This is a genomic window from Faecalibacter rhinopitheci, from assembly GCF_015234135.1.
Lineage (GTDB): Bacteria > Bacteroidota > Bacteroidia > Flavobacteriales > Weeksellaceae > Empedobacter > Empedobacter rhinopitheci.
Map to the genome: position 1 here is coordinate 277,784 of NZ_JADGIK010000004.1, position 21,852 is coordinate 299,635.

Below are 21,852 nucleotides of genomic sequence, written 5' to 3' on the forward strand. Positions count from 1 at the left end.
AAATCAATCAATTAAATCCTTCTGAGGCTTCAAAAATTAATATTATTTATATGGGTGAAGGTAAAGAACCAATTGTAAATAATGAAGAAATTAATATTTGTTTTACAGAAGGTTATAAATAATGAAATAAATCTAAATAGTAATATATTTGTAGAAATTAAACCTATGAAAAGCAAAATATTAATATTATCATTAGCCTTTAGTTCATTTTCTTTTGCGCAAATGGATACAATTTATTCTAATAATGAAAAGTTAGCAATTAATGTTAAAGAAATTACAGAAGATGCGGTTAAGTTTACTTACCCAAATGAAGATTTTATAAACACCTTTTATAAAAATACAATTAATAAGATTGTGTTTAAAAGTGGAAGGGTTCAAACTTTTAATGAATCATCTTCATTTAATAAATTAACTTCGATTAGAGATTATGATAAAGTAACGATATCTAATGTAGAATCTGAAGTTAAAGGCTTATTTAAAATTGCTGATGTAGGTGCAAAAGCAAAAGGAGGTAGTACTTTTTCAAGTATGGAAAAAGTTAGAAATAGAGCATATAATAAAATAAAAATGCAATCTGCAATGATGGGGGCAAATGTTGTTTATTTAGCTCATCAAAATACTGAAGGTAATAAAATGGGAGGTTATTGGCAAGCTGGCAGTACAACTGAAACAATTTTAACAGGTGTAGCTTATTCTAATATTTTATTAGATTTAAATGATTTTAAAACGAAATTAATCTCTAAGAATTCTTTCAATGTTTTAAAAGAATATAGATTAGGAACAAGTAATATGGAATATACTGAAACCACATCTAATAAATCAATTGTTATCAAAGAAATATTGAAAGAAAATAATGGTGTTTTTATAATTGCTGATGTAGACAAGAAAGAAATAAAATTTAGATTATCATATTATAATGAGTCCAATTTCTCTTTGTATTATAAAGATAAAAGTGATGCAAATTATTTATACGAAATACAATTTTAACATTTTATATATGAGAATTCTCGTAATTATATTTTTACTATTAGTTACATATGGATATGCCCAAATAGAAACTATAAAAATTAATAAACCAATAATTGAAGAAAGTACATATGATGGTTCTAAGAATTTTGTAGCTGAAAAAGCTAATTTTTATTTAGGAGAAGATTTGTATTTAATAGGTAAATCTCAATCTTTGCAAAAATGGGGTTATTCAGATTTTTATGAATCTTTAAAAAGTAGTAATCCATATAAATGTTGTAGTGAATCAAGTCCGTATAATTCTAATTATGATTTATTATTTGGTAAATATTTTAGTGTTATCGATGTAATCCCAAACGATCTAACGCAAAAATATCCATCAATATATAGTGAATACTTTTTCAAATTACTTGAAAAGGAAACTATGGATACATTATATTATAAATATAATGGCAAATTTGAACATAATTTTCCATTTATTGTTTTAAAACATTTTAATTATATAAAAGATAAACATATCAATAAAACTTACATATTTGGCACAACTTTTTTAAGAGATAATTTTGATTTGAATCAAAATAAATTAAAACCCAAGATTGGAGAAAAATGGATTGTTGAAGATTTAATAATTGAAGAGGAAAATTTTAAGCTTGTTTTTGTAATTTCAAATTCATCAGGAATAAAGACAATAGTTGATTATTCTGTATTTGAATATAATGATATAAATAAACCTGTTTTATCTCTTAGTGAATATAATAAATATAAAAATAAGTTTGGAGAAAAAAATTGGAATTTAATTTTTGAAGAAGGTGAGATAAGAATTGGATTTACTGAAGAAATGTGTCGATTTGCTTGGGGCGAACCCTTGAAAATTAATAAGGCAAGTTATGGTGATCAATGGGTTTATGATGATAATTATTTATATTTTAAGAATGGAAAATTAACAGGATATAACTAAGATAATTTAACCCTCAAATAGAATGAGGGTTTAAAAGTTTTAATAATTGCTACATAATATACTTTTACTCATCTATCCTATAAATTAGGGTTAATAAGATACACTAAGGGACTCTATTTTGCCTAAAATGGAATTTTTACCCTTTAAATTTGAAAAGGTACAAGAAAGGTATAAATAATATCTAAAGAGGTACAAGTAAATAGAAATTAATCGAAAATAGATTGCAAGAAAAAACCTCCTAAATTACTGATAATAGGAGGTTTTTTATATATGTTTTGTTATTGTTTACTTTGATGAGGTTACTTTCCAATACAGAACTTTCCAAAGATAGTTCCTAAAATATCTTGATCTACATCGATTTCACCAGTAATATGACCTAAATAAGTAAGTGCTTCGCGGATATCCATCGCTAATAAATCTCCTGGAAGTCCATTGTCCATTCCTTGTTTAATTTTACCAATTTGTATCAACGTATTTTGTAAAGCTTCTAAGTGACGTGAGTTGGTTACAATCGTATCATCTTGGTTAGAACCTTTTAATTTCATCTGGTACACCAATTGATCTTTCAAAGCATCAATATTAAATTGGTCTTTCGCTGAAATTTCTAAATGAACTACATCTTTGAATTCTTGACGAATCGCCTCTGAAATAACGGCAGTAGTATTGTTGATATCAATTTTATTAGCAACATTAAAAACAATTTTACCTTTCCCTTGCAGTTCATCCAATTGTTGTGCAATTTGATCATCTTCGGTGATATTAGCGTCATATAAGAAAATCACGATCGAAGCATCGTTAATTTTCTCAAATGTCTTCTCAATACCGATTTTTTCAATACTATCTCCTGCGACACGTATCCCTGCTGTGTCAATAAAACGGAACCCAACACCTTCGATATAAATTGTTTCCTCAATTGTATCACGTGTTGTTCCTTCAATGTCCGAAACAATTGCGCGCTCTTCGTTCAATAATGCATTTAATAAGGTTGATTTACCTGCATTTGGAGCTCCAACAATGGCTACAGGAACACCATTTTTAATCACATTACCAAAGGCAAAAGAATCTGCCAATCGTTTTAAAATATTTTGTAATTGATTTAATAACGCATAAAATTGAGTACGATCAGCAAATTCAACATCTTCTTCCGAAAAGTCTAATTCTAATTCCATCAAAGCCGCAAAATTGATCATTTGATCTCTTAAATCTTTAATTTGATTAGAGAATCCTCCACGCATTTGTTTGATGGCAATTTCATGTGAAGCTTTCGAATCTGAAGCGATTAAATCTGCTACTGCTTCGGCTTGTGTAAGATCCATTTTACCATTCCAAAATGCTCGAAAAGTATATTCCCCAGGATTAGCATTGCGTATTCCAATTTTATTTAAAAGTTCTAGAACCTTTTGTTGAATATAGATTGACCCATGTGTAGAAATTTCTACAACATCTTCTCCTGTGTATGAATGTGGATTTTTAAATATAGAAAAAAGAGCTTCATCAATAATTGTATCACCATCCATTATAAACCCTAAATGTATGGTATGAGATTTAGCATCGGTTAAGGATTTATTGGCATTAAATTTTGATTGATAAATCTGCGCAACTTTACTGATAGCTTCTGGACCAGAAACTCGTATTACAGCAATTGCACCCATTCCATTAGCCGTAGCCAATGCACAAATTGTATCGTTATTAATCATAATACAAAATTAGTTAATTTATCTAATTCTAGGAAAATTAAATTCTGTACAAATTTCTAGTGTTTTTAAAAGTATAGTTATCTAAAATCAATATAGTTTTAGAGTTTAATTATTATTCCTGCTATTTTTTATAATATAAAATTATTTTAACCATGGAGTGAAATATTTGTTATGATAAATTATACAATTGGTATAATATTCTTTAAAGTAATCATATATATGAATATATTTAATTTTAAGTGGTTTGCATAAAATTGATTTATACACTTATAATAAATTTAATATCCTATTGTAGCAATACATTATCTAAATATTGTAAGTTTGCAACCGTTTTGAAATTAAACAATTATAAAATGAATAAATTTTTACTACTTATTGTCTACTTTTTAGTGTCTTATGTGAATGCCCAAGTTGGAATTAATACGGATAATCCAAGAGGTGTTTTAGAAGTTAATGGTGATGTTATTGCAGATGAGTATATTTTTCCGAAAAATTTAGAAAAAGTTACTCAAGAAACCAAAGACTTGTACTACTTGTTAGTTCAAAATCAGGATGAAAATAAAAATATAAAATTATTAGATATAAAAGATTCTAAAAGCCCAGGCATAGCAGCTTTAGTTACATTAAGACTAGAAGATCCTAATGGTGATTGGATAGAATCCTTTAACACTAATATAGATGCTACAGAATATGCTTTAGTTGTACTTAGTGGCTATTATTCAAATAATGTAGGTAGTGGACAAAATAATGCATTACCTGGAATTGGAGCTTTTGTAAAGGATAATAAATGGTTTATTAATGCAGATTATCCCTCTTTAAATGACAAAGGTAATGGAGCTAAAAGAGCTTGGATAATTCAATGTTCAATATATCATAAAAACTTTGTGAAATTATTTCCACAACAAAATATAGATATGGAAAATAAAGGATCTAAAACAGCTAGTAGTGTATTAGTAAAATAATTAAATATGAAGATTTATAAATATATATTTTTAGTTTTATCAAGTTTTTCTGTTCAAGTATATTCACAAGTTAATATTGGAGAAGTTGCAGAAAAAGTTTACTTAAATGGTAATATGGTTATTACGAATGATGTTGGTAGAACATCTAACCTTGAAAATTTAAAAGAGTATAAACAAGTTAATGGAGAAAATAAATTAACCAATTACAAACTTGCTGTTGTAGATCCTTCAGAAATTAATGTTGAGGGAAAAAAGATTAAAGGTCAAGTAAAAGAAATTCCAGCCAATGAACAAGTTGTGCCTATTGTTATACAACCTTATCATATAAAGAATATTTTAGGTGACGATTTAAATAATTTAGACTTACAAATTCCTACATCTAAATATATTGTTGCAATCTCAAATTTTCAAGCAATAGATAACCTAAATTTAGGATTTGTAACTACAAGTGATCAGCGAGGTAGATTTCAATATGAAGTTTTTCAAGAAGGTGGTACTTGGAGAGTGAGAATAGGTAATCCTTCAGTTGATTTAGTAAATGAAAGTCCCCTTAATTTAAACACTTCAGACTATAAATTTGATATAATCATATATTCAAACAAATTTTTTAACAATCTTGGAGAAGTTAAATTTACTGGAGTTGGACAAAATGGAAATGCTGGTAATACTGTAATTGTAGACTAAAAAATTATGAAAAAAATTTATTTCTTAATTCTTTTAAACTTAGTTTTTTTTAAAGGAATCGCACAAGAGAATTATACTCCAGGGGTTGGTATTAATACTCCAGAGCCCAAACGTACTTTAGATGTAAATGGAGATATTGTATCTACAGGAGATAATGATAAATGGTTTTTTGAAAATCCAGGTAAATCAGGTAGTTCTACTTCAGATAGTTTTTTAACAGTTATCGATAAAGATGATAATAAATTAAAAAAATTTAATCCATCTGATATGAGTTATGGAGCTATTAATTATGCAATTTATCGTTTTAATAGGCTTCCAAATACAGGTTTAAAAGCTTACAACACGAAAATAAATGCTAATGATTATCATGTTGTAATCGGTGGGTTTATTATATATGGAGATAATAATACAACAGCAACTACTGTTACCGGAACAGCAACTACTATTAATCAAAATGTATTATATAATAGTAGAGCTTATGTTAATGAGAATAATGAATGGGTATTAACATTTAGTCCAAATAATGGCGCGATATTTAATAAATCTAGAGTAGATATTGTATTAAACGTTACAATTTATCGTAAGAATTTACTCTTATTAGATGCAAATGAAATTATTACTTATGATATGAATAGTAATTCTTCAGATAGAAATCAAGGTAGAGGAACAACTCCTAAGCCAATAGGAATTAATTAAACTATAAAATCCACTTCTATGAAGTGGATTTTTTTTATTTAGAACTATATACAGTTTTTACTGTAATTTGTGCTGTTTTTTGGCGAGCAGTTGTATTGAATGCACCACCGTACGAATAATCTTCATTATCGTTTTTTCCAGTAATCTGGAAAATTCCTAAATCTGCTTTTTGCAATTTGCCTAAATTACTGCCAGATTTAATAGCTATATTCTCAGCTCTTTGTTTTGCATTTTCAGAGGCTTGAGCGATTAATTCTAATTTTAAATCTTCCAATTTTGAGTAATAGAAGTTGGGATTAGATGAATTTAATTCGATACCCTGACTTATTAAATTAGAGATTTCTCGTGATGCTTTTTCTATTTTATCCAATTCCTTAGATTCTATCGTTACATCTTGTGATAATATATATCCGTTGAATTGACTAATCGAGTTTCCGTTTACATCTGTACCGTATTGTATATCTTTTGAAATGTTTACAGCTTCAAAAATTATTTCTTTTTGATTGATACCTTGCGAGATTAAGAAATTCTTTACGATGGCTTGGTCATTTTTAAGTTGGTCTGAGGCTGATTTTAAATCAAAGTTATTTCGACTAAATGTCGCTCGCCATTTTACAAAATCTGCACTGAAATCTTTTAGTGCATTTCCCGTTACATTAATATTTTGTGTTGATACAAATTTATATTTGTATGCACTACCAATAATCGCTGATCCTACGATTAGTCCAATTGCCGCAATAGCTGCAACAATTACAGATGTTTTGTTCATAATTTATTTTATACTATTAGGTTAGGATAGAAATAAACCAAAACATATGCCATATATTAAAGAAATGTTAAAAGATGTTAAATAAATAATTATTTTAAAATAAAAACCAACATGTTCCCTTTTTTATACGTTATTTTAACCGAATTATTAACGGCTTTATTACGTGTGCCTATACGATCTGTAATTGATAATGTCTCATTATTGAGTGGATATTGTAAGCCTTCTGTAGTTATACCTTCCGTAAGAGGATAGGGTAGAAGAGAAATCGTTTTGCCGAGTACGTTTTCTAATGTTGTATTTTCAGTTACAAAATAATATTTAGAATAGTTGTCGTAAAATGTTATAGAAAGTAAATCTTTGAATTTAAATGCTGCATGAAGATTTCCTAAAAAATGATCCTGTTGCTGCCCACTCGCTCCATATACATCTACATTTTTATAACCATCTTCTAATATTAGTTTTAATGCTTTTTCAAAATCAGTATAATTTTGATCAGGAGTAGGTATTATTTGTACATCTTGTGGGATTTCGCTCATATGTATTGAGTCGAAATCGCCTGAAATGACGTGAGGCTTTATATTTAATTTTCTCAGATAAGCGTAGGACCCATCTGTACAATATATTTTGAAATAAATAGAGAGATTGGGTATTTCTACCGGAACCTCTCCATTTAAAAACAATATAACTTTTTGATTATTCACCAGGAATCCATTTTATTTCTTCGTGATTATTATCTTTAGCAATTTTGCGAGCTGCTGTAAATAAATAATCAGATAAACGATTTATATATTTAATGATAATTGGGTTAATTTCTTCTTCCTTAGACAAAGTTGTAATTAATCTTTCTGCTCTACGGCATATGCATCTTGCTACGTGTGCATGAGATGAAGCCTGATTTCCGCCAGGTAGAATAAAATGTGTCATCATTTCTAGACTTTGATCAATATCATCAATCCAATTTTCTAATTGGGTTACATCGTCTTCTAATATTCTTACTTTTAGGCGAGATGTACCATTAGCTAACATAATTTTATCTTGCGGTGTTGCTAATTCAGCACCAATATTAAATAAATCTTTTTGGATAATCATGAATTCTTCTACAAGAATAAAATCTATTTCATACGACCTTATTAATCCTATGTATGAGTTTAATTCATCAATAGTTCCATAAGCTTCGATTCTTAAATTATCTTTTGAAACTTTTGTACCACCATATAATGAAGTAGTTCCTTTATCTCCTGTTTTTGTATAGATTTTCATTAATTATCTTTTTAGATGGTCTAAAGTAGTTAAATTTTATTTATTTCCAATTAATTTCTTCACTGTTATTTTAAAACCAATTGCTGTAAGTAGTAGTAATATCGCAGTTCCGAACCACAAAATATCAAAATTATATTTTGTAGCAATTAAAGTTCCGACAAATGGTGAAACTATAAATGCAAATGCACCAGACAATCCGTTAAGTCCCATATAAGAACCTTTGTTATTAGCACCAGCACTTAGCGCTGTTACAGTGGATATAAATGGTAATACAAGCATTTCTCCAATACTCATAAGGAATATGGCTAAATACATTAAAACAAGCGCGTGTGTAAAGCCAAATATAGAGTAACTAATAGCTGTGACGATAGAGCCATAGAACAAAATATCTGTAATTGTAAATTTATTCTCTGCCCAGTGTACTAATAACATTTCAAATAATACAATACAAATTCCGCTGAAACCCATAATTAGTCCAATTTCAGTTTTCGATAATTTTGCCACCTCATTATAGAAAAGTGGTAAAGTATTCATGATTTGAAAAAAGGCAATGGAGAAGGTTGCGCAGAAAATAGTGAATATAATAAATTTCCAATCGGTATATGCGCTCCTATTTTCGGTTACTGTGTTTTCATTTACAGTTTCATTTTCCTCAGCGGCTTCATTTCTTTCCTTACGGTTATAAAAGAATTTAATAAAAACTATACCAGCCAGCAATGTTGCTGCTGCATTACTATAAAACAATAAATCGTAAGAATAGTTAGAAAGAAATCCTCCTAATGCCGGCCCAAAAGAAAATCCTAAATTAACAGCCATACGATTTAATGAAAAAGCACGAGTTATATTTTCTTTTTTTGCATAACGTGTAATTGCAACAGAATTTGCAGGAATAAAAAGCATACTTACCATACTAATTATTAACATAATTACGCAAGCAGATTCTAATGTTTTAAAAAGCGGAATAATGGCAAATAGTGGTGCACTTAATAATAAACTAAGTGCTTGTACTTTAAAGTTACCAATTTTATCTGTCAAGTATCCACCTAGAGATGACCCAATTAATGATCCAATTCCATAACAACTTAAAACGATGCCTGAATTTTCTAATGTAAAATTTAAATGATCAATTAAATAAATCCCTAAAAAGGGTAAAACCATAGATCCTGTTCTGTTTATCAACATTACAATCGCCAACATCCAAGATTCCTGGGAAAGTCCTCGATAGGCATCTATATAAATTTTAAATAATCTTTTCATAAGTAGCTTAAAGAACTACAAATTTAGATGTTATTTTATTATATTATTGCTTTAATGGCCTATTATTCCTAGTTTTTTTTACATTTGGGAAATCTTAAAATTACTAAAAATGCTAACCCTATGATACTGAATTTATTTCTAAAATTGTTTGTAATTATACAAGGCCTTGGTGCAGCATCTGGTTTAGTATACGACAACAAAGATTTATATGTAATATCAGATGATCAAGCCTATGTTTATCATTATGATTTAAAATCGAAAAAGCAAAATGCAATAGAGCTTAATACTCTTATACCTGCAAATCAAATTATAAAAAAAAATAAGCCTGATTTTGAATCAATCGTATTGTATGATCAAAAATTATATTGTTTAGCTTCGGGATCTAAACCAAGCCGAAATGATATGTTGGTTGTTAATCTTCAAACTAAAGAATCTGAGCGTTTTGATTTATCTAATTTATATAATCACTTGCGTGGACAGTTTATGGTAGATGAAAAAGATTTTAATATTGAAGGTTTTATTTATCATAACGGTTATTCATATTTATTCAATAGAGGGAATGGTAATAATAAGCGTAATGCGATTTTTAAGTTTAAAGGTTTACCTCATGAAGCTGATTTGAGTAGTGTTGCTTTTATAGAAATAAATTTACCTGTATTAAATAATCATCAAACCACATTTAGTGATGCAATTATAGTTGATGATCAGATCATATATACAGCAACTATTGAAGCGAAATCGGATGTTGTAAATGATGGCGAAGTTAAAGAATCCATTATTGGATCTATAGATTTACAAACTTTTAATTCCGGTAATTATTCAATTATAGCAAATAATCAAAAAATTGAAGGATTAACTTTAAAAAAGAAATCAAAAAACTATTATTATTTCTTACTTTGCGAGGATAATGATGATGATTCTAAAAGCTCAAAGATTTACGAAATGCGTATTTCAAAGGATTTGAAGCTTATTAAATAAAAAAATCAACAAATAGTAATATTAACACTCAATTTTAACTTTAATTGGTGAAAAAGGTTTTGAGATAATTCACAAATAATTGTGAAAGTTTTCTTAAGACCATTATATTTGCCCGTTAAAAATTATTTTTAAAGACACAATTATGCGAGGAAGAGGGCTGATTGCAATATTTGCAATTATATTAGGTCTTTTGTGCATCAAGCAATTAAGTTATACTTGGTACACAAACAAAGTCGAAAGCGAAGCCAAAAGTTTAGCCACTAAACCTGCGGATGAGCAACGAATTTTAGACAGTTTAGCACAACAACCGTTGGATTTAGGTATAATCTCTTATGATTATAAAGATGCTAAGAACAAAGAAATTAATTTAGGTTTAGATTTAAAAGGTGGAATCAATGTGATTTTACAAGTTTCTGAACGTGATTTAATTGAGAATTTAGCAGCTAATACAGACAATCCAATGTTGTCAACAGCATTAGATAATGCAGATGTTGCTCATAAGACAAATGGTAACGTACCATATGTAGAATTATTCTTCAATGAATTTGATAAAATTAAAGGTGCTACACGTTATGCTTCTCCAGAATTATTTGGAAATAAAGCTAATGCGGATAAAATCACTTTCAATGCTTCAGATGATCAGGCAAAAGATGTAATTCGTAGAGATATAGAAGCTAAAGTTTCTACAGCTTATGAAGTAATTAGTTCTCGTATCAACCAATTTGGTGTTGTAGAGCCTGTTATTCAACGTTTAGGAGAGAAAGGTGACGGACGTATCTTAGTTGAATTACCTGGTGTTACAGATACAGATCGTGTAAAAAAATTATTACAATCTACAGCTAAGCTTGAGTTTTGGCAAGCTGTACGTGGTGATTTAACTGTACAATCTCATTTCTTAGGAATTAATACAGAAAAATATAATGTAGTTAATCATAAAACTTCTCAATCTTATAAAAATTTAGGTGAAGTTTTACAACCTGCTGGATCTAATGCTAGTTTCTTTGTAAACTTAACAGATACAGCTGTGGTAAATAGAGTGTTAGCGGATAAAGCAGTAATGACTACTTTACCATCTAATATTCGTAATTATAAATATGCTTGGGCAAATAAACCAATTGAGGTTGCTCCAGGTAATATGATGTTAGAGCTTTATGCATTAAAAGGTGCTAATGGAACAAAAGAACCATTATTAACAGGTGATAAAGTTGCATCAGCATCAGGTGAGCGTAACGCGGGATCTATTGCAAACGAACCAGTAGTTTCTATGCAAATGAACCAAGTTGGTTCTCAAGAATGGGCTCGTATTACAGACGAATTAAAGCCTGCTGGACCTGGACAATTAGGACAAGGTGTTGCAATTGTTTTAGATAATTTAGTTTATTCAGCTCCAAATATTAATGATAAAATTTCAGGAGGATCATCAATGATCTCAGGAAGTTTTTCATTAGAAGAAGCAAAAGATTTAGGAAACATTTTACAAGCAGGTTCTTTACCAGCTTCATCTAAAATTGTTTCTGCTGAGGTCGTAGGACCATCATTAGGGCAAGAAGCTATTACAAGTTCTGTGATTGCTTTTGCTGCAGCTTTTGTGTTAGTATTAGTATGGATGGTATTCTACTATAGCCGTGCTGGTATATATGCAAATATCGCTTTAGTTGTTAACTTATTATTCCTTTTAGGATTCTTAGTATCATTAAGAGCGACATTATCGTTACCAGGTATTGCAGGTATTATCTTGACGCTTGTTACAGGAATGGACGCGAATATTATTATTTATGAGCGTGTAAAAGAAGAAATTAGAAAAGGAAAATCATTACGCCAAGCAGTAGATTTTGCTTATTCTTGGAAAGGAGCTTTATCTGCCGTAATTGATGCAAACGTTACATCTTTCTTAACGGCATTAGTATTATTCTTCTTTGGTAAAGGTCCTGTTGTAGGTTTTGCAACAACTTTTATGATTGGAGTTTTAACTTCTACATTTACAGCTATTTTCTTAACTAGATATTTTGTAGAAGGAAGATTAGAAAAAGGTAAAGATGTTAAATTCTTTACTAATTTCACGGCACATTGGTTACAAAATATTAAGGTTGATATTTTAAAGAAACGTAAAATTGTTTACATCATATCTTTGGTTTTAGTAGCAGGATCATTAGCATCAATTTTCACAAGAGGATTCGATTTAGGTATTGAATTTAAAGGTGGACGTACGTATACAGTTCGTTTTGATAAAAATGTTGAGGCTAACGTAGTAGCAGAAGATTTAGGAAAAGTATTTGTTGTTGATGGAGAGCAAGTAGTTCCTCAAGTAAAAACTTATGGTGGTGCAAATCAAGTAAAAATTACAACTTCATATAAAGCTGATGAAGATGGAACTGAAGTTGATGATGAAATCAAATCAAAATTATTTGAAGGTTTAAAACCATATTTACCAAACGGTATTTCTGCGAAAGATTTCTCAGAAGATAATGCAACAATTGGATTAATGTCTTCTGCTAAAGTAGGACCTACAATTGCTGATGATACAACTCGTGCATCGTTTATAGCAGTAGCTTTAGCATTATTAATTACAGGTGGTTACATCTTTATTCGATTCAGAAATTGGCAATATTCAGTTTCTACAATCATTGCTTTAGCGCATGATGTGATTATTGTATTAGGTGTTTTCTCACTATTTAGAACTTGGTTACCATTTAATATGGAAATTGACCAATCATTTATAGCTGCAATTTTAACGGTAATTGGATATTCATTAAATGATACAATTATCATCTTAGACCGTATTCGTGAGAATTTAGGTTTAAAAAAATCTGCAACTTTATATCATAATATCAATGAATCTACAAGTACAACATTATCTCGTACGATAAATACGTCATTAAGTACATTCTTAATTGTACTATGTATTTTTGTTTTTGGTGGTGAATCTATCAGAGGATTTATGTTTGCAATGTTAATAGGTATCGTTATTGGTACTTTCTCATCATTGTTTGTAGCATCTCCATTATTATTTGACCTGTCAAAAGGTGATAAAACAGAAGATTAATTGCTTTAAAAATATTTTTAAGAAAAAACCGTCAAGATACTTGGCGGTTTTTTTGTTTTTGTAACTTTGTCCTTTAAATTTGTGATGTGAATAATCTATTAGTAATATACCCGGCTTTCTTAGAGTTTAAGGAAATAATGATAATCCTAGTTGTTGCAGTTGTAATTTTTGGACCTGATAAAATTCCAGAAATCGCTCGCGGATTAGGTCAAGGCGTTCGTAAAATGAAAGAAGCAACAGAAGATATAAAACAAGAAATTTTAAATCCCGCTGCTGATTTAGATCCTACGAAAGAAATCAGAGAAACGATCAAAGGTCTAGATCCTACAGAAGAAATAAAAAATGCTTTTGTAAATACAGATCCTTCAAAAGATATTGCAAGAGCTTTAGAAGATCCATTACAAGATTTTGAAAATTCTATCATGAAAATGGATGAGCCTGAAAAAACTGTTGATCCAACGTCAGATATTAAAGAAACAATTCAGTTAGCAAAAACAGAAATAGAAATTGCTAGTGAAAATGAATTGGGAAATGGAGGTTCTATTAGCAGATAATGGTTCAAGATTTTTTTAATTGGGATATACAATGGTTTTTATATTTCAATAATTTAGGTGAATCAAAATGGGATTCTTTTTGGTTAGTCATAACACAAAAAGAAACTTGGATTCCTTTGTATGCTTTTTTTATCATCGTATTATATTTTAAATTTGGATGGAAAAAAACATTATTAGTAGCAGTATGTATAGCACTTATGATTACCTGTGCAGATCAGCTATCTAATGTTTTTAAAAACTATTTTGAAAGGTTAAGGCCATGTCATAATCCTGATATACAAGGTGCCTTTCGTGCGATAGATTGTGAGGGAAGAGGAAAATTTGGGTTTACTTCCGCGCATGCTTCAAATCATGTTGCTGTTGCCATATTTTTAGGTTTAATACTATATAAACACTACAAATGGTTAATCTATGTATTGATACTTTGGGCTATTATGATTGCTTATAGTAGAGTATATGTAGGTGTGCATTTTACAGGAGATATCTTCTTTGGATCTATTATCGGAATTATTTTTGGAGTTATTTTTTCAAAATTATATTTTTTCGCTCTAAATAAATACCAAGATAAATTATAAAAAAAAGTTCTTCAGCAATGAAGAACTTTTTTATGTTAAATAGAAATGGTTTTAGATTTTAAAACTTTTATAGAGTTGTTTATAAGTTTAATAAACTCACTTCTTTTCTTTCGATTTAAATAATTTTCGATTCTTTGTGAAATATTTCTCTACATTGGGATTTAATCTTTCTGATTTCTCTTCTCCTAATAAAAATCCCCAAGGTTTAAGTTCTGGTATATGATCAAATATTATTTTTGACATTGCCAAAATTGGAATGGAAAGAAACATGCCCATTATTCCCCAAGTTATTTCTCCAACAACTAAACCTATTATAACCATCAAAGAATTTACTTTTACCTTAGAACCTACAATTTTAGGCATTACAATATTTCCATCAATCGCATGTACAACAACATAGGCTATAAGTACTAATAAAACATGTGTTGGAGTAGACGTTGCAAAAGTTATTATTACGGAGATAAATAAAGATATTGTGATGCCTACATATGGTATTATATTTAAAATTCCAGTTAATAAAGCAAGAACAAAACTATATTTGATCCCTAATAGACTAAATGCAATAAAACTTAAGGTTGATACAATAATTATTTGCATAAATAATCCGATAAGATATTGTTTTACCATATGTTGTGTAGTATATATCACGGATAAAACACTTTTGTGCTGATTTTCATGAAATATATAAAATACAAACCGAATAAGATGTCTACGGTAAATAAGTATAAAAACGATATATAAGAATGTAAATAATAAGAGCACAGAATAGCGTGTGATACCTCCCAAAAGTCTTTCTAATACTATTGTTCCAACATCGAAAGTTTTACTTAAATTTTCATTTAAATATTGTAATTGCATGTTAGAATTTATACCATAATTTTTATGAATCCAACGTTGGGCATTATTAAATAATTCCAGCATTTGATTTTGGAAGGCAGGCCATTCATCTGCAATATCCATTAGCTGATTGACAAGAACATACATTACTCCAGCTATAAAACCTAGAAATAGTAATGTAGTTGTGATACTGGAAAGAACTCTTGGAAAGTGTAAATATCTTTCGAAAAAATTGCAAAATGGAACTAATAATATGGATACTAAAAAACCTAAAATTAAAGGAATCAATATAGTTTGTCCGATAATTGCAAACCAACCTAATAGCAGGATGGAAACCAATGTACACGCTAGTTTTACATAAAAAGGGAATTGAAGAGTTCTTTTTAGCATAAAGAAATTGATTAAAAAAAGCACTTACTGTATGAATGTAAGTGCTTTATAAAATTAAGTGAAATTATTTTATTTTACAATTGTCATTTCGTCAATTAGACGTTGAGCTCCTGCATATTTATCCACCACCCATAAAATGTAACGAGCGTCTACCATAATATTTCGGCAAATTTCAGGATCATAATTTAAGTCAGACATTGTACCTTCCCACACACGGTCAAAGTTTAATCCGATTAATTCTCCTTTCGCATTTAAAGCTGGTGAACCAGAATTTCCTCCAGTTGTGTGATTAGTAGCTATAAAGTTGATTGGTAATTTACCTGTTGCATTTTTATAGTTTCCGTAATCTTGAGACTCATATAAATGTAACATATGTTTTGGTAAATCAAATTCATAATCTCCAGGAACATATTTCTCAATTACTCCATCTAAGTAAGTAATTGGCTCATATTTTACAGCATCGCGTGGTTGGTAACCGTCAACTTTACCATAAGTTACGCGTAATGTTGAATTTGCATCTGGAAATATTTTCTTATCCTTGAAAACTTCCATCTGACCTTTCATGTACGTACGCATTAACTTGTTGATTTGAGCGTTATTTGCTAAATATGAAGGTGTAATTTTTGCTTGTGTTCCTACAACTACTTTGTTAATCTCTTGGATTAATGCATCTTCTTTTAAAGCAGCAATAAAGGCTTTATCATCTTTCGCTAATTCTTGAATAGAACCTACAATTGATTGACCATTTATCTTTTTAGTTCCGTTAACTACAGAATTATTTAAGGCTGTTTTTATATTATTAGCTGATGTTTCTGGTAATAAATTAGTTGGTATTACTTTAAAATAATTATCTGCTAAATCAGAAGAAATTAATGCGTCTAATTGTGCATCATAATCTTTGTGCATTCCTGCTAACTGATTTACAATTCTATTTTTTACTTCTTCGTAATTTGGTTTACCAATTGCGTTTACAACATTATTTAAAGCCATTGCCATACGGAAAGTTTCAGAATTTGAACTGAAAGTTTCTGCATATACATTGTAAGCTAAGTTGTAATCCTCATTAGATTTAATCACCTTATTTAAATCTGAGATAATAGTACCGTATTGAGATTTTAAATTTTTATTATTCTCAATTCGTTTTAAGAATTCAGTTTCATATTGCTGACGTTTTTCAACTGCTTTAGAGCGGTTTAAACCTAAGTTTTCACCAATCCACTTTTTGTGAGCATTAGATATACGTGCTTGCTTTGATGCATAAGCTATACGCGTTGCATTGTCTTCTCGCATTTTTTTATCGATATGAGATAATGCAATTGTACGAACGTTAATACGTGCAGGATTTAATGATTCTTTGATTTGTTCCAATGATGCAGAAGGAAGATATTCATCTGTACTTCCTGGGAAACCATATACAAATGTGAAATCGTCTTGTGCAATCCCATTAATATTAATTGGTAAGTGGTGTTTTGGAGTATATGGAACGTTATCTACGGAATAATCTGCAGGTTTATTATTCTTATCAGCATAAATTCTAAACATAGAGAAATCTCCTGTATGTCTTGGCCAAACCCAGTTATCCGTATCATTACCATATTTACCAATAGATGATGGTGGAGCACCAACTAAACGCACATCATTAAACGTTTCTGTTTTAAATTGGTAATATTCATTTCCTTTATAAAATGGCTTAATGAAAGTTTCTTGAAACGACTCTTTTTTCGTTGCGGCATTTAATTTTTCAATATTTGCTTTAACGATAGCTTCGCGCTGTTCCTCTGTCATTTCATTTTTAACTCCTTTTAAAATGTCTTTTGTAACATTTTTAATGTCAACAATAAAAGTAGCAGTTAAACCTTTGTTAGGTAATTCATCTTTTAATTCTTTAGCCCAAAATCCATCTGCTAAATAATCATTTTCTAATGACGAATGAGATTGGATTTGACCATATCCACAGTGGTGATTTGTAAGTAGTAAACCTTGTGGAGAAATTACCTCTGATGTACATCCACCACCAAAATGAGCCACAGCATTATTTATACTTTTATCACCTGTACTAAAGATATCTTTCGAAGAGATTTTTAATCCCATCTCTTTCATCTCTTTCTCATTCAATTCTGTAGGAATCCACATACCACCACCTTGTTGTGCAAATCCCATATAACTTGCCAATAAAGTGAATAATAAAGATCCTCTAACCATCATTTTTTTCATGATTCTTATTTTTATAATAGATAAACTTTCCAAATATACAGATTAGAAGGATAAAGGCATAAATTATAATTTAAAATATTAGTAAAAGTGCGTTACTAAAGGAAAAACGATAATATAATGCTATAATTTATAGGGAAAGAATAGGATAATTATTTCAATTATGATTTGTAGATTTGTTTCACAAAAACTATTTAAAATGAAGAATGATGTTTTCTTTCAAGATTTAGGTATGAGTCGCGATTACCAAGAAATTTGGGATTTGCAAGAAAGCTTATTAGCCGAAAATGTAGCCATCAAACAATATAATAGAGCACAAGAAAAAAGTGGATTAAATGATTTTAAATACACAAAGAATCATTTATTTTTTGTGGAACATCCGCACGTATACACTTTAGGGAAAAGCGGAGATGTAGAGAATATGTTGGCAAATGAAGAAAAATTATATGAAATAGAGGCAACATTTGTTAAAACGAATCGTGGAGGAGATATTACCTATCATGGACCAGGTCAGTTGGTGGGATATCCTATTTTAGATTTAGAAACTTTTAAGCCAGATATACATCTCTATATGCGTAATTTGGAAGAAGTAATTATTCGCACGATTGGTGAGTATGGTTTAAAAGGTGAACGATCGCCAGGAGAAACTGGTGTTTGGCTAGATGTAGGTAAGCCGTATGCGCGTAAGATTTGTGCAATGGGAGTTAAAGCTTCTCGTTGGGTAACGATGCATGGTTTTGCACTAAATGTAAATGCCGATTTGCGTTATTTTGAATATATTGTTCCATGTGGGATTAAAGATAAAGCGGTTGCTTCTTTAAATCGTGAGTTAAATCGAGATCTTAATATGGAAGAAGTTAAAGCTTATGTAAAAAAACATTTTGAAGATGTTTTTGAAGTTAATATAGTTTAATTTATTTCTAAAATATTTCTTAATATAATCTACTTAAGTTATTTATAGCAACTAAAACGCAAAATATTATTTTATATAAATTAAAGATAAAAAAATGTTAATAAAACCTTAAGCATATTCTTGGATTTTTATATTTAAATCACATATATTTATAAACTACTTGTCAGAGCAAGTAGTTTTTTTAAATATACTATTATACAAAGATATGAGTACAACACAAAAAACAAATTGGGGGCAATTTATACCTCTAGTTACGGTTTTTTTCTTCTGGGGATTTGTTGCTGCAAGTAATGATATTTTAATTCCGGTTTTTAAGAAATCCTTCGACTTAACACAAGCTCAAAGTCAATTGGTATCCTTCGCGTATTATATAGCTTATACGGTAGGCTCTGTAATTTATATGTTAATCTCTTTATTAGTTAAACAAGATTTAATTAATAAATATGGTTATAAAAATTCATTGGCATTCGGATTAATATTATCTGCTATTGGTACTTTATTCTTTATACCAGCTGCTAATACTGGGTCTTATTATTTGATGTTAGCAGGTTTATTTACAGTAGGTTTAGGCTTTTCTGTACAACAAACAGTGGCCAATCCACTTGCTATTGCTTTAGGAGGTAAAAGTACAGGTTCTCAGAGGCTTACGCTTGCTGGTGGAATTAATAATCTTGGTACTACGATAGGTCCATTAATTGTTGCATTCGCAATATTTGGAAAAGCGAGTGATGGCGATACAAACCTAAGTATTGAGTCTATAAAAATTCCGTATATGGTTTTAGGAGTTGCTTTTCTGTTAGTGGCTATATTTTTAAAATTTTCAAATTTACCTAATCATTTAGAGGAAGAAACTGAAGAAAATAATACATTATTAAAGGACAGGTCCTCAGCACTAAAGTATCCACAGCTTGTATTAGGAATGGTTGCAATTTTCTTATACGTAGGGGTGGAAGTTTCTACAGTAAGTAATTTACCAGACTATATGCAGAAAGAACTAGGATTTTCTATTACTGGAGTAGCTCCTTTCGTATCACTATATTGGGCAAGTATGATGATTGGTCGTTGGGGTGGAGCAGCGGAAGCGTTTGGATTAGATAAATCAAAAACTCTTGCGCTTAAATTTATTGCTCCATATTTAGCTTTTAGTGTGTTTTTATTCGTTAACTATTTAGCTGGACACGATTTACAACCTTTCTATTTATACGCTTTTATTATTTTTATAATGATTATAGCATCTATTTGGACAGAAGGTAATCCTTCAAAAATGCTTTTAACTTTTTCTTTAATTGGAATTATTTCTTTATTAATTGGAATGAATACAAAAGGATTAGTTAGTATCTATGCCTTAACTAGTGTGGGACTTTTCTGTAGTACATTATGGCCTTGTATTTTTGCATTAGCAATTAGCGGTCTAGGAAAAAATACTTCTCAAGGAAGTTCATTTTTAATCATGATGATTATGGGAGGTGGACTTGTGAGTATATTCCAAGGTTATATAGCAGATTTAACATCTATACATTTCAGTTATATTGTGTGTGTAATATGTTTTATCTATTTAGGGTTTTATGCCGTTATTTCAAAAAGAATATTAAAGAATCAAGCTATAGCTTAAAATTAAATAGAACTTAAAATTTATATAAGGGTTAGATATTTCTAACCCTTTTTTTTGTAACAAATAATTTAATATCTTAAAAATTGAGCTATTTCAGGATATTATTCAATTATAAATACTTATATAGATTTGTTTTTTACATTTCTAAACAATGTTAGTGTAATTTAATACTTGCTGTAAATCAAAGTGTTAAATTTTATTTTATTAACATTTATTGGTTATGCTTTATTATATATTTGCTTTCTAAACCAAATCTATTACCTATCTATGAAACTGCTTTTAAAATCTACCGTTCAAAAATTTAGATATTAACTTCTTTTTAAAGAATAAACAATATTACTCTTAACCAATCAATCAACTTTAATCTTGCTCTTATTTTAAGAGTTTAGAGGATAAACTATTACCTAATTTATGAAAAAAACATTACTTTTATTAAGTATATGTGCTACGAGCATGTATAGTAATGCCCAAGTGGGTATTGCAACAAAATCTCCTCAAGCAACATTAGATGTACTTGGAGATAATAATTCTGTTACAACTGCAGATGGAGTTATTGCTCCACGGATATCAAAAACTGAACTAGCTAATAAACAGGCAAATGTATATGGTGTTAATCAAACCGGAGCTATAGTTTATGTAAACGACAGCGGAAATACCTCGACAGGTCCGAGTTTAGCGCAAGTTTTAAATATAACTTCAAAAGGATACTATTATTTTGATGGAACTAAATGGCAAGCTTTATCATATGATGTGAATAAGGAAATATGGATAAATAACCCAACTAATGATCGGGTTGAATTAGCTAAAACTTCAAAAGGTGAACAACGTACAAATAATCAAAATATCTATGTAAAAGATAATGGAGATTTGGGTTTAGGAACTGTAACGCCTTCTGCAAAATTACATGTTAATGGTAACGTGAAAATTGAAACTATGGATACATATAATGCTGATGTTTCAAAACCAGTTTATTGGAATCCAGAAACTAAATCCCTTTCTACAACTCAAGTTCAAAGACCATTTTATAATTTTAAATACAAATTAAGAGCGAGTGTCAACGAAGATTGGATTAATGATTTTAATACTAAAATTGATGCTTCAAAATATACTCTTATTATCACGTCAGCAGTTTTAAAACAATCAAATTTAGCTGGAGAAACTTTTAGTAATTCGAATTCTAATGCTTATATCAATTTATTTGATGTGGATAATACATCTGATAAAGCGTCAGATTTAAAACAAGTTTTGCCAAATATTGTCCCATTTAAATCAGGAAATACATGGAGAATACGTGTAGATTTCGTGAATACAGCTCCATATAAAAAGAGTCCATTAGAAGATTCATATTTTTTATGGGATATAGATGTTTTAGTTATTAATAATAATTCAATCTATACTATCGAAGATCAATTTTACAAATTAGAAACCAATACAGGAGTAGCAACTAAAGATCCAATTCCAACAGCGGTTACAACTCCATAATTATAAAC

General features: G+C 29.5%; 19 protein-coding genes. 12 read left to right on the forward strand and 7 right to left on the reverse strand.

Annotated features, from left to right (window positions below):
- The first annotated feature begins 81 nt into the window (after positions 1–81).
- Positions 82–987, forward strand: a complete 906-nt coding sequence (locus IM532_RS07800; RefSeq protein WP_194182890.1) for a hypothetical protein — start codon at positions 82–84, stop codon at positions 985–987.
- A gap of 10 nt (positions 988–997) precedes the next feature.
- Entirely contained in the window at positions 998–1,924 is a 927-nt protein-coding gene (locus IM532_RS07805) for a hypothetical protein (RefSeq protein ID WP_194182891.1), read from the forward strand.
- A gap of 299 nt (positions 1,925–2,223) precedes the next feature.
- On the opposite strand, the gene mnmE is transcribed toward IM532_RS07805, so the two are convergent.
- A complete protein-coding gene (mnmE, locus tag IM532_RS07810; RefSeq protein WP_194182892.1) occupies positions 2,224–3,621 on the reverse strand; it encodes a tRNA uridine-5-carboxymethylaminomethyl(34) synthesis GTPase MnmE in 1,398 nt (465 codons plus the stop codon).
- A 353-nt stretch (positions 3,622–3,974) separates the two neighbouring features.
- On the opposite strand from mnmE, the gene IM532_RS07815 reads away from it, so the two are divergent.
- The 3 genes from IM532_RS07815 to IM532_RS07825 are packed head-to-tail and all read left to right on the forward strand — an operon-like array spanning position 3,975 to position 5,963.
- Positions 3,975–4,583 carry a hypothetical protein gene (locus tag IM532_RS07815; RefSeq protein ID WP_194182893.1) on the forward strand — a complete coding sequence of 203 codons (609 nt, stop codon included), beginning with the start codon at positions 3,975–3,977 and terminating at the stop codon, positions 4,581–4,583.
- Positions 4,584–4,589: 6 nt separating this feature from the next.
- Positions 4,590–5,267 carry a hypothetical protein gene (locus IM532_RS07820; protein ID WP_194182894.1) on the forward strand — a complete coding sequence of 226 codons (678 nt, stop codon included), beginning with the start codon at positions 4,590–4,592 and terminating at the stop codon, positions 5,265–5,267.
- 6 nt (positions 5,268–5,273) lie between these two features.
- Complete coding sequence (locus IM532_RS07825) at positions 5,274–5,963, forward strand: hypothetical protein (protein WP_194182895.1); 690 nt, start codon at positions 5,274–5,276, stop codon at positions 5,961–5,963.
- 34 nt (positions 5,964–5,997) lie between these two features.
- On the opposite strand, the gene IM532_RS07830 is transcribed toward IM532_RS07825, so the two are convergent.
- From IM532_RS07830 to IM532_RS07845, 4 genes are all read right to left on the reverse strand, one after another.
- Positions 5,998–6,732: an SIMPL domain-containing protein gene (locus tag IM532_RS07830; RefSeq protein WP_194182896.1), complete on the reverse strand. Its 735-nt coding sequence runs from the start codon at positions 6,730–6,732 to the stop codon at positions 5,998–6,000.
- Positions 6,733–6,821: 89 nt separating this feature from the next.
- Positions 6,822–7,433 carry a thiamine diphosphokinase gene (locus IM532_RS07835; RefSeq protein ID WP_194182897.1) on the reverse strand — a complete coding sequence of 204 codons (612 nt, stop codon included), beginning with the start codon at positions 7,431–7,433 and terminating at the stop codon, positions 6,822–6,824.
- A complete protein-coding gene (locus IM532_RS07840) occupies positions 7,426–7,992 on the reverse strand; it encodes a cob(I)yrinic acid a,c-diamide adenosyltransferase (RefSeq protein WP_194182898.1) in 567 nt (188 codons plus the stop codon). The genes IM532_RS07835 and IM532_RS07840 overlap by 8 nt, the downstream gene beginning before the upstream one ends.
- A 36-nt stretch (positions 7,993–8,028) precedes the next feature.
- Positions 8,029–9,249 (reverse strand): MFS transporter, encoded by a 1,221-nt coding sequence (locus IM532_RS07845; protein ID WP_194182899.1) that lies wholly within the window; start codon positions 9,247–9,249, stop codon positions 8,029–8,031.
- Positions 9,250–9,369: 120 nt separating this feature from the next.
- On the opposite strand from IM532_RS07845, the gene IM532_RS07850 reads away from it, so the two are divergent.
- The 4 genes from IM532_RS07850 to IM532_RS07865 all read left to right on the forward strand — a co-directional run bounded on the left by IM532_RS07850 (position 9,370) and on the right by IM532_RS07865 (position 14,399).
- Positions 9,370–10,227, forward strand: a complete 858-nt coding sequence (locus IM532_RS07850) for a DUF6929 family protein (protein WP_194182900.1) — start codon at positions 9,370–9,372, stop codon at positions 10,225–10,227.
- Positions 10,228–10,369: 142 nt separating this feature from the next.
- Entirely contained in the window at positions 10,370–13,270 is a 2,901-nt protein-coding gene (secD, locus tag IM532_RS07855; protein ID WP_194182901.1) for a protein translocase subunit SecD, read from the forward strand.
- A gap of 86 nt (positions 13,271–13,356) precedes the next feature.
- Positions 13,357–13,824, forward strand: coding sequence for a Sec-independent protein translocase subunit TatA/TatB (locus IM532_RS13815; RefSeq protein ID WP_317172996.1), 468 nt, complete (start codon positions 13,357–13,359; stop codon positions 13,822–13,824).
- Positions 13,824–14,399 (forward strand): phosphatase PAP2 family protein, encoded by a 576-nt coding sequence (locus IM532_RS07865; RefSeq protein WP_194182902.1) that lies wholly within the window; start codon positions 13,824–13,826, stop codon positions 14,397–14,399. The genes IM532_RS13815 and IM532_RS07865 overlap by 1 nt, the downstream gene beginning before the upstream one ends.
- 96 nt (positions 14,400–14,495) lie before the next feature.
- Here the strand turns inward: IM532_RS07865 and IM532_RS07870 are convergent, their stop codons facing one another.
- Positions 14,496–15,626 (reverse strand): AI-2E family transporter, encoded by a 1,131-nt coding sequence (locus IM532_RS07870; protein ID WP_194182903.1) that lies wholly within the window; start codon positions 15,624–15,626, stop codon positions 14,496–14,498.
- A gap of 69 nt (positions 15,627–15,695) precedes the next feature.
- Positions 15,696–17,840 carry a S46 family peptidase gene (locus IM532_RS07875; protein WP_194182904.1) on the reverse strand — a complete coding sequence of 715 codons (2,145 nt, stop codon included), beginning with the start codon at positions 17,838–17,840 and terminating at the stop codon, positions 15,696–15,698.
- Positions 17,841–18,036: 196 nt separating this feature from the next.
- On the opposite strand from IM532_RS07875, the gene lipB reads away from it, so the two are divergent.
- The 3 genes from lipB to IM532_RS07890 all read left to right on the forward strand — a co-directional run bounded on the left by lipB (position 18,037) and on the right by IM532_RS07890 (position 21,844).
- Positions 18,037–18,750: a lipoyl(octanoyl) transferase LipB gene (gene lipB, locus IM532_RS07880; protein ID WP_194182905.1), complete on the forward strand. Its 714-nt coding sequence runs from the start codon at positions 18,037–18,039 to the stop codon at positions 18,748–18,750.
- A gap of 205 nt (positions 18,751–18,955) precedes the next feature.
- Entirely contained in the window at positions 18,956–20,362 is a 1,407-nt protein-coding gene (locus IM532_RS07885; protein WP_194182906.1) for an MFS transporter, read from the forward strand.
- A 411-nt stretch (positions 20,363–20,773) separates the two neighbouring features.
- Positions 20,774–21,844 carry a hypothetical protein gene (locus IM532_RS07890; RefSeq protein ID WP_194182907.1) on the forward strand — a complete coding sequence of 357 codons (1,071 nt, stop codon included), beginning with the start codon at positions 20,774–20,776 and terminating at the stop codon, positions 21,842–21,844.
- Positions 21,845–21,852 lie beyond the last annotated feature (8 nt).

What these genes read in the sequence shown, in the direction of transcription:
- IM532_RS07800 (WP_194182890.1), top strand. Translation starts at nt 82, where the DNA reads ATGAAGAAATTAATATTTGTTTTACAGAAGGTTATAAATAATGAAATA.
- IM532_RS07805 (WP_194182891.1), top strand. Translation starts at nt 998, where the DNA reads ATGAGAATTCTCGTAATTATATTTTTACTATTAGTTACATATGGATAT.
- mnmE (WP_194182892.1), bottom strand. Translation starts at nt 3,621, where the DNA reads ATGATTAATAACGATACAATTTGTGCATTGGCTACGGCTAATGGAATG.
- IM532_RS07815 (WP_194182893.1), top strand. Translation starts at nt 3,975, where the DNA reads ATGAATAAATTTTTACTACTTATTGTCTACTTTTTAGTGTCTTATGTG.
- IM532_RS07820 (WP_194182894.1), top strand. Translation starts at nt 4,590, where the DNA reads ATGAAGATTTATAAATATATATTTTTAGTTTTATCAAGTTTTTCTGTT.
- IM532_RS07825 (WP_194182895.1), top strand. Translation starts at nt 5,274, where the DNA reads ATGAAAAAAATTTATTTCTTAATTCTTTTAAACTTAGTTTTTTTTAAA.
- IM532_RS07830 (WP_194182896.1), bottom strand. Translation starts at nt 6,732, where the DNA reads ATGAACAAAACATCTGTAATTGTTGCAGCTATTGCGGCAATTGGACTA.
- IM532_RS07840 (WP_194182898.1), bottom strand. Translation starts at nt 7,992, where the DNA reads ATGAAAATCTATACAAAAACAGGAGATAAAGGAACTACTTCATTATAT.
- IM532_RS07845 (WP_194182899.1), bottom strand. Translation starts at nt 9,249, where the DNA reads ATGAAAAGATTATTTAAAATTTATATAGATGCCTATCGAGGACTTTCC.
- IM532_RS07850 (WP_194182900.1), top strand. Translation starts at nt 9,370, where the DNA reads ATGATACTGAATTTATTTCTAAAATTGTTTGTAATTATACAAGGCCTT.
- secD (WP_194182901.1), top strand. Translation starts at nt 10,370, where the DNA reads ATGCGAGGAAGAGGGCTGATTGCAATATTTGCAATTATATTAGGTCTT.
- IM532_RS07865 (WP_194182902.1), top strand. Translation starts at nt 13,824, where the DNA reads ATGGTTCAAGATTTTTTTAATTGGGATATACAATGGTTTTTATATTTC.
- IM532_RS07870 (WP_194182903.1), bottom strand. Translation starts at nt 15,626, where the DNA reads ATGCTAAAAAGAACTCTTCAATTCCCTTTTTATGTAAAACTAGCGTGT.
- IM532_RS07875 (WP_194182904.1), bottom strand. Translation starts at nt 17,840, where the DNA reads ATGAAAAAAATGATGGTTAGAGGATCTTTATTATTCACTTTATTGGCA.
- lipB (WP_194182905.1), top strand. Translation starts at nt 18,037, where the DNA reads ATGAAGAATGATGTTTTCTTTCAAGATTTAGGTATGAGTCGCGATTAC.
- IM532_RS07885 (WP_194182906.1), top strand. Translation starts at nt 18,956, where the DNA reads ATGAGTACAACACAAAAAACAAATTGGGGGCAATTTATACCTCTAGTT.
- IM532_RS07890 (WP_194182907.1), top strand. Translation starts at nt 20,774, where the DNA reads ATGAAAAAAACATTACTTTTATTAAGTATATGTGCTACGAGCATGTAT.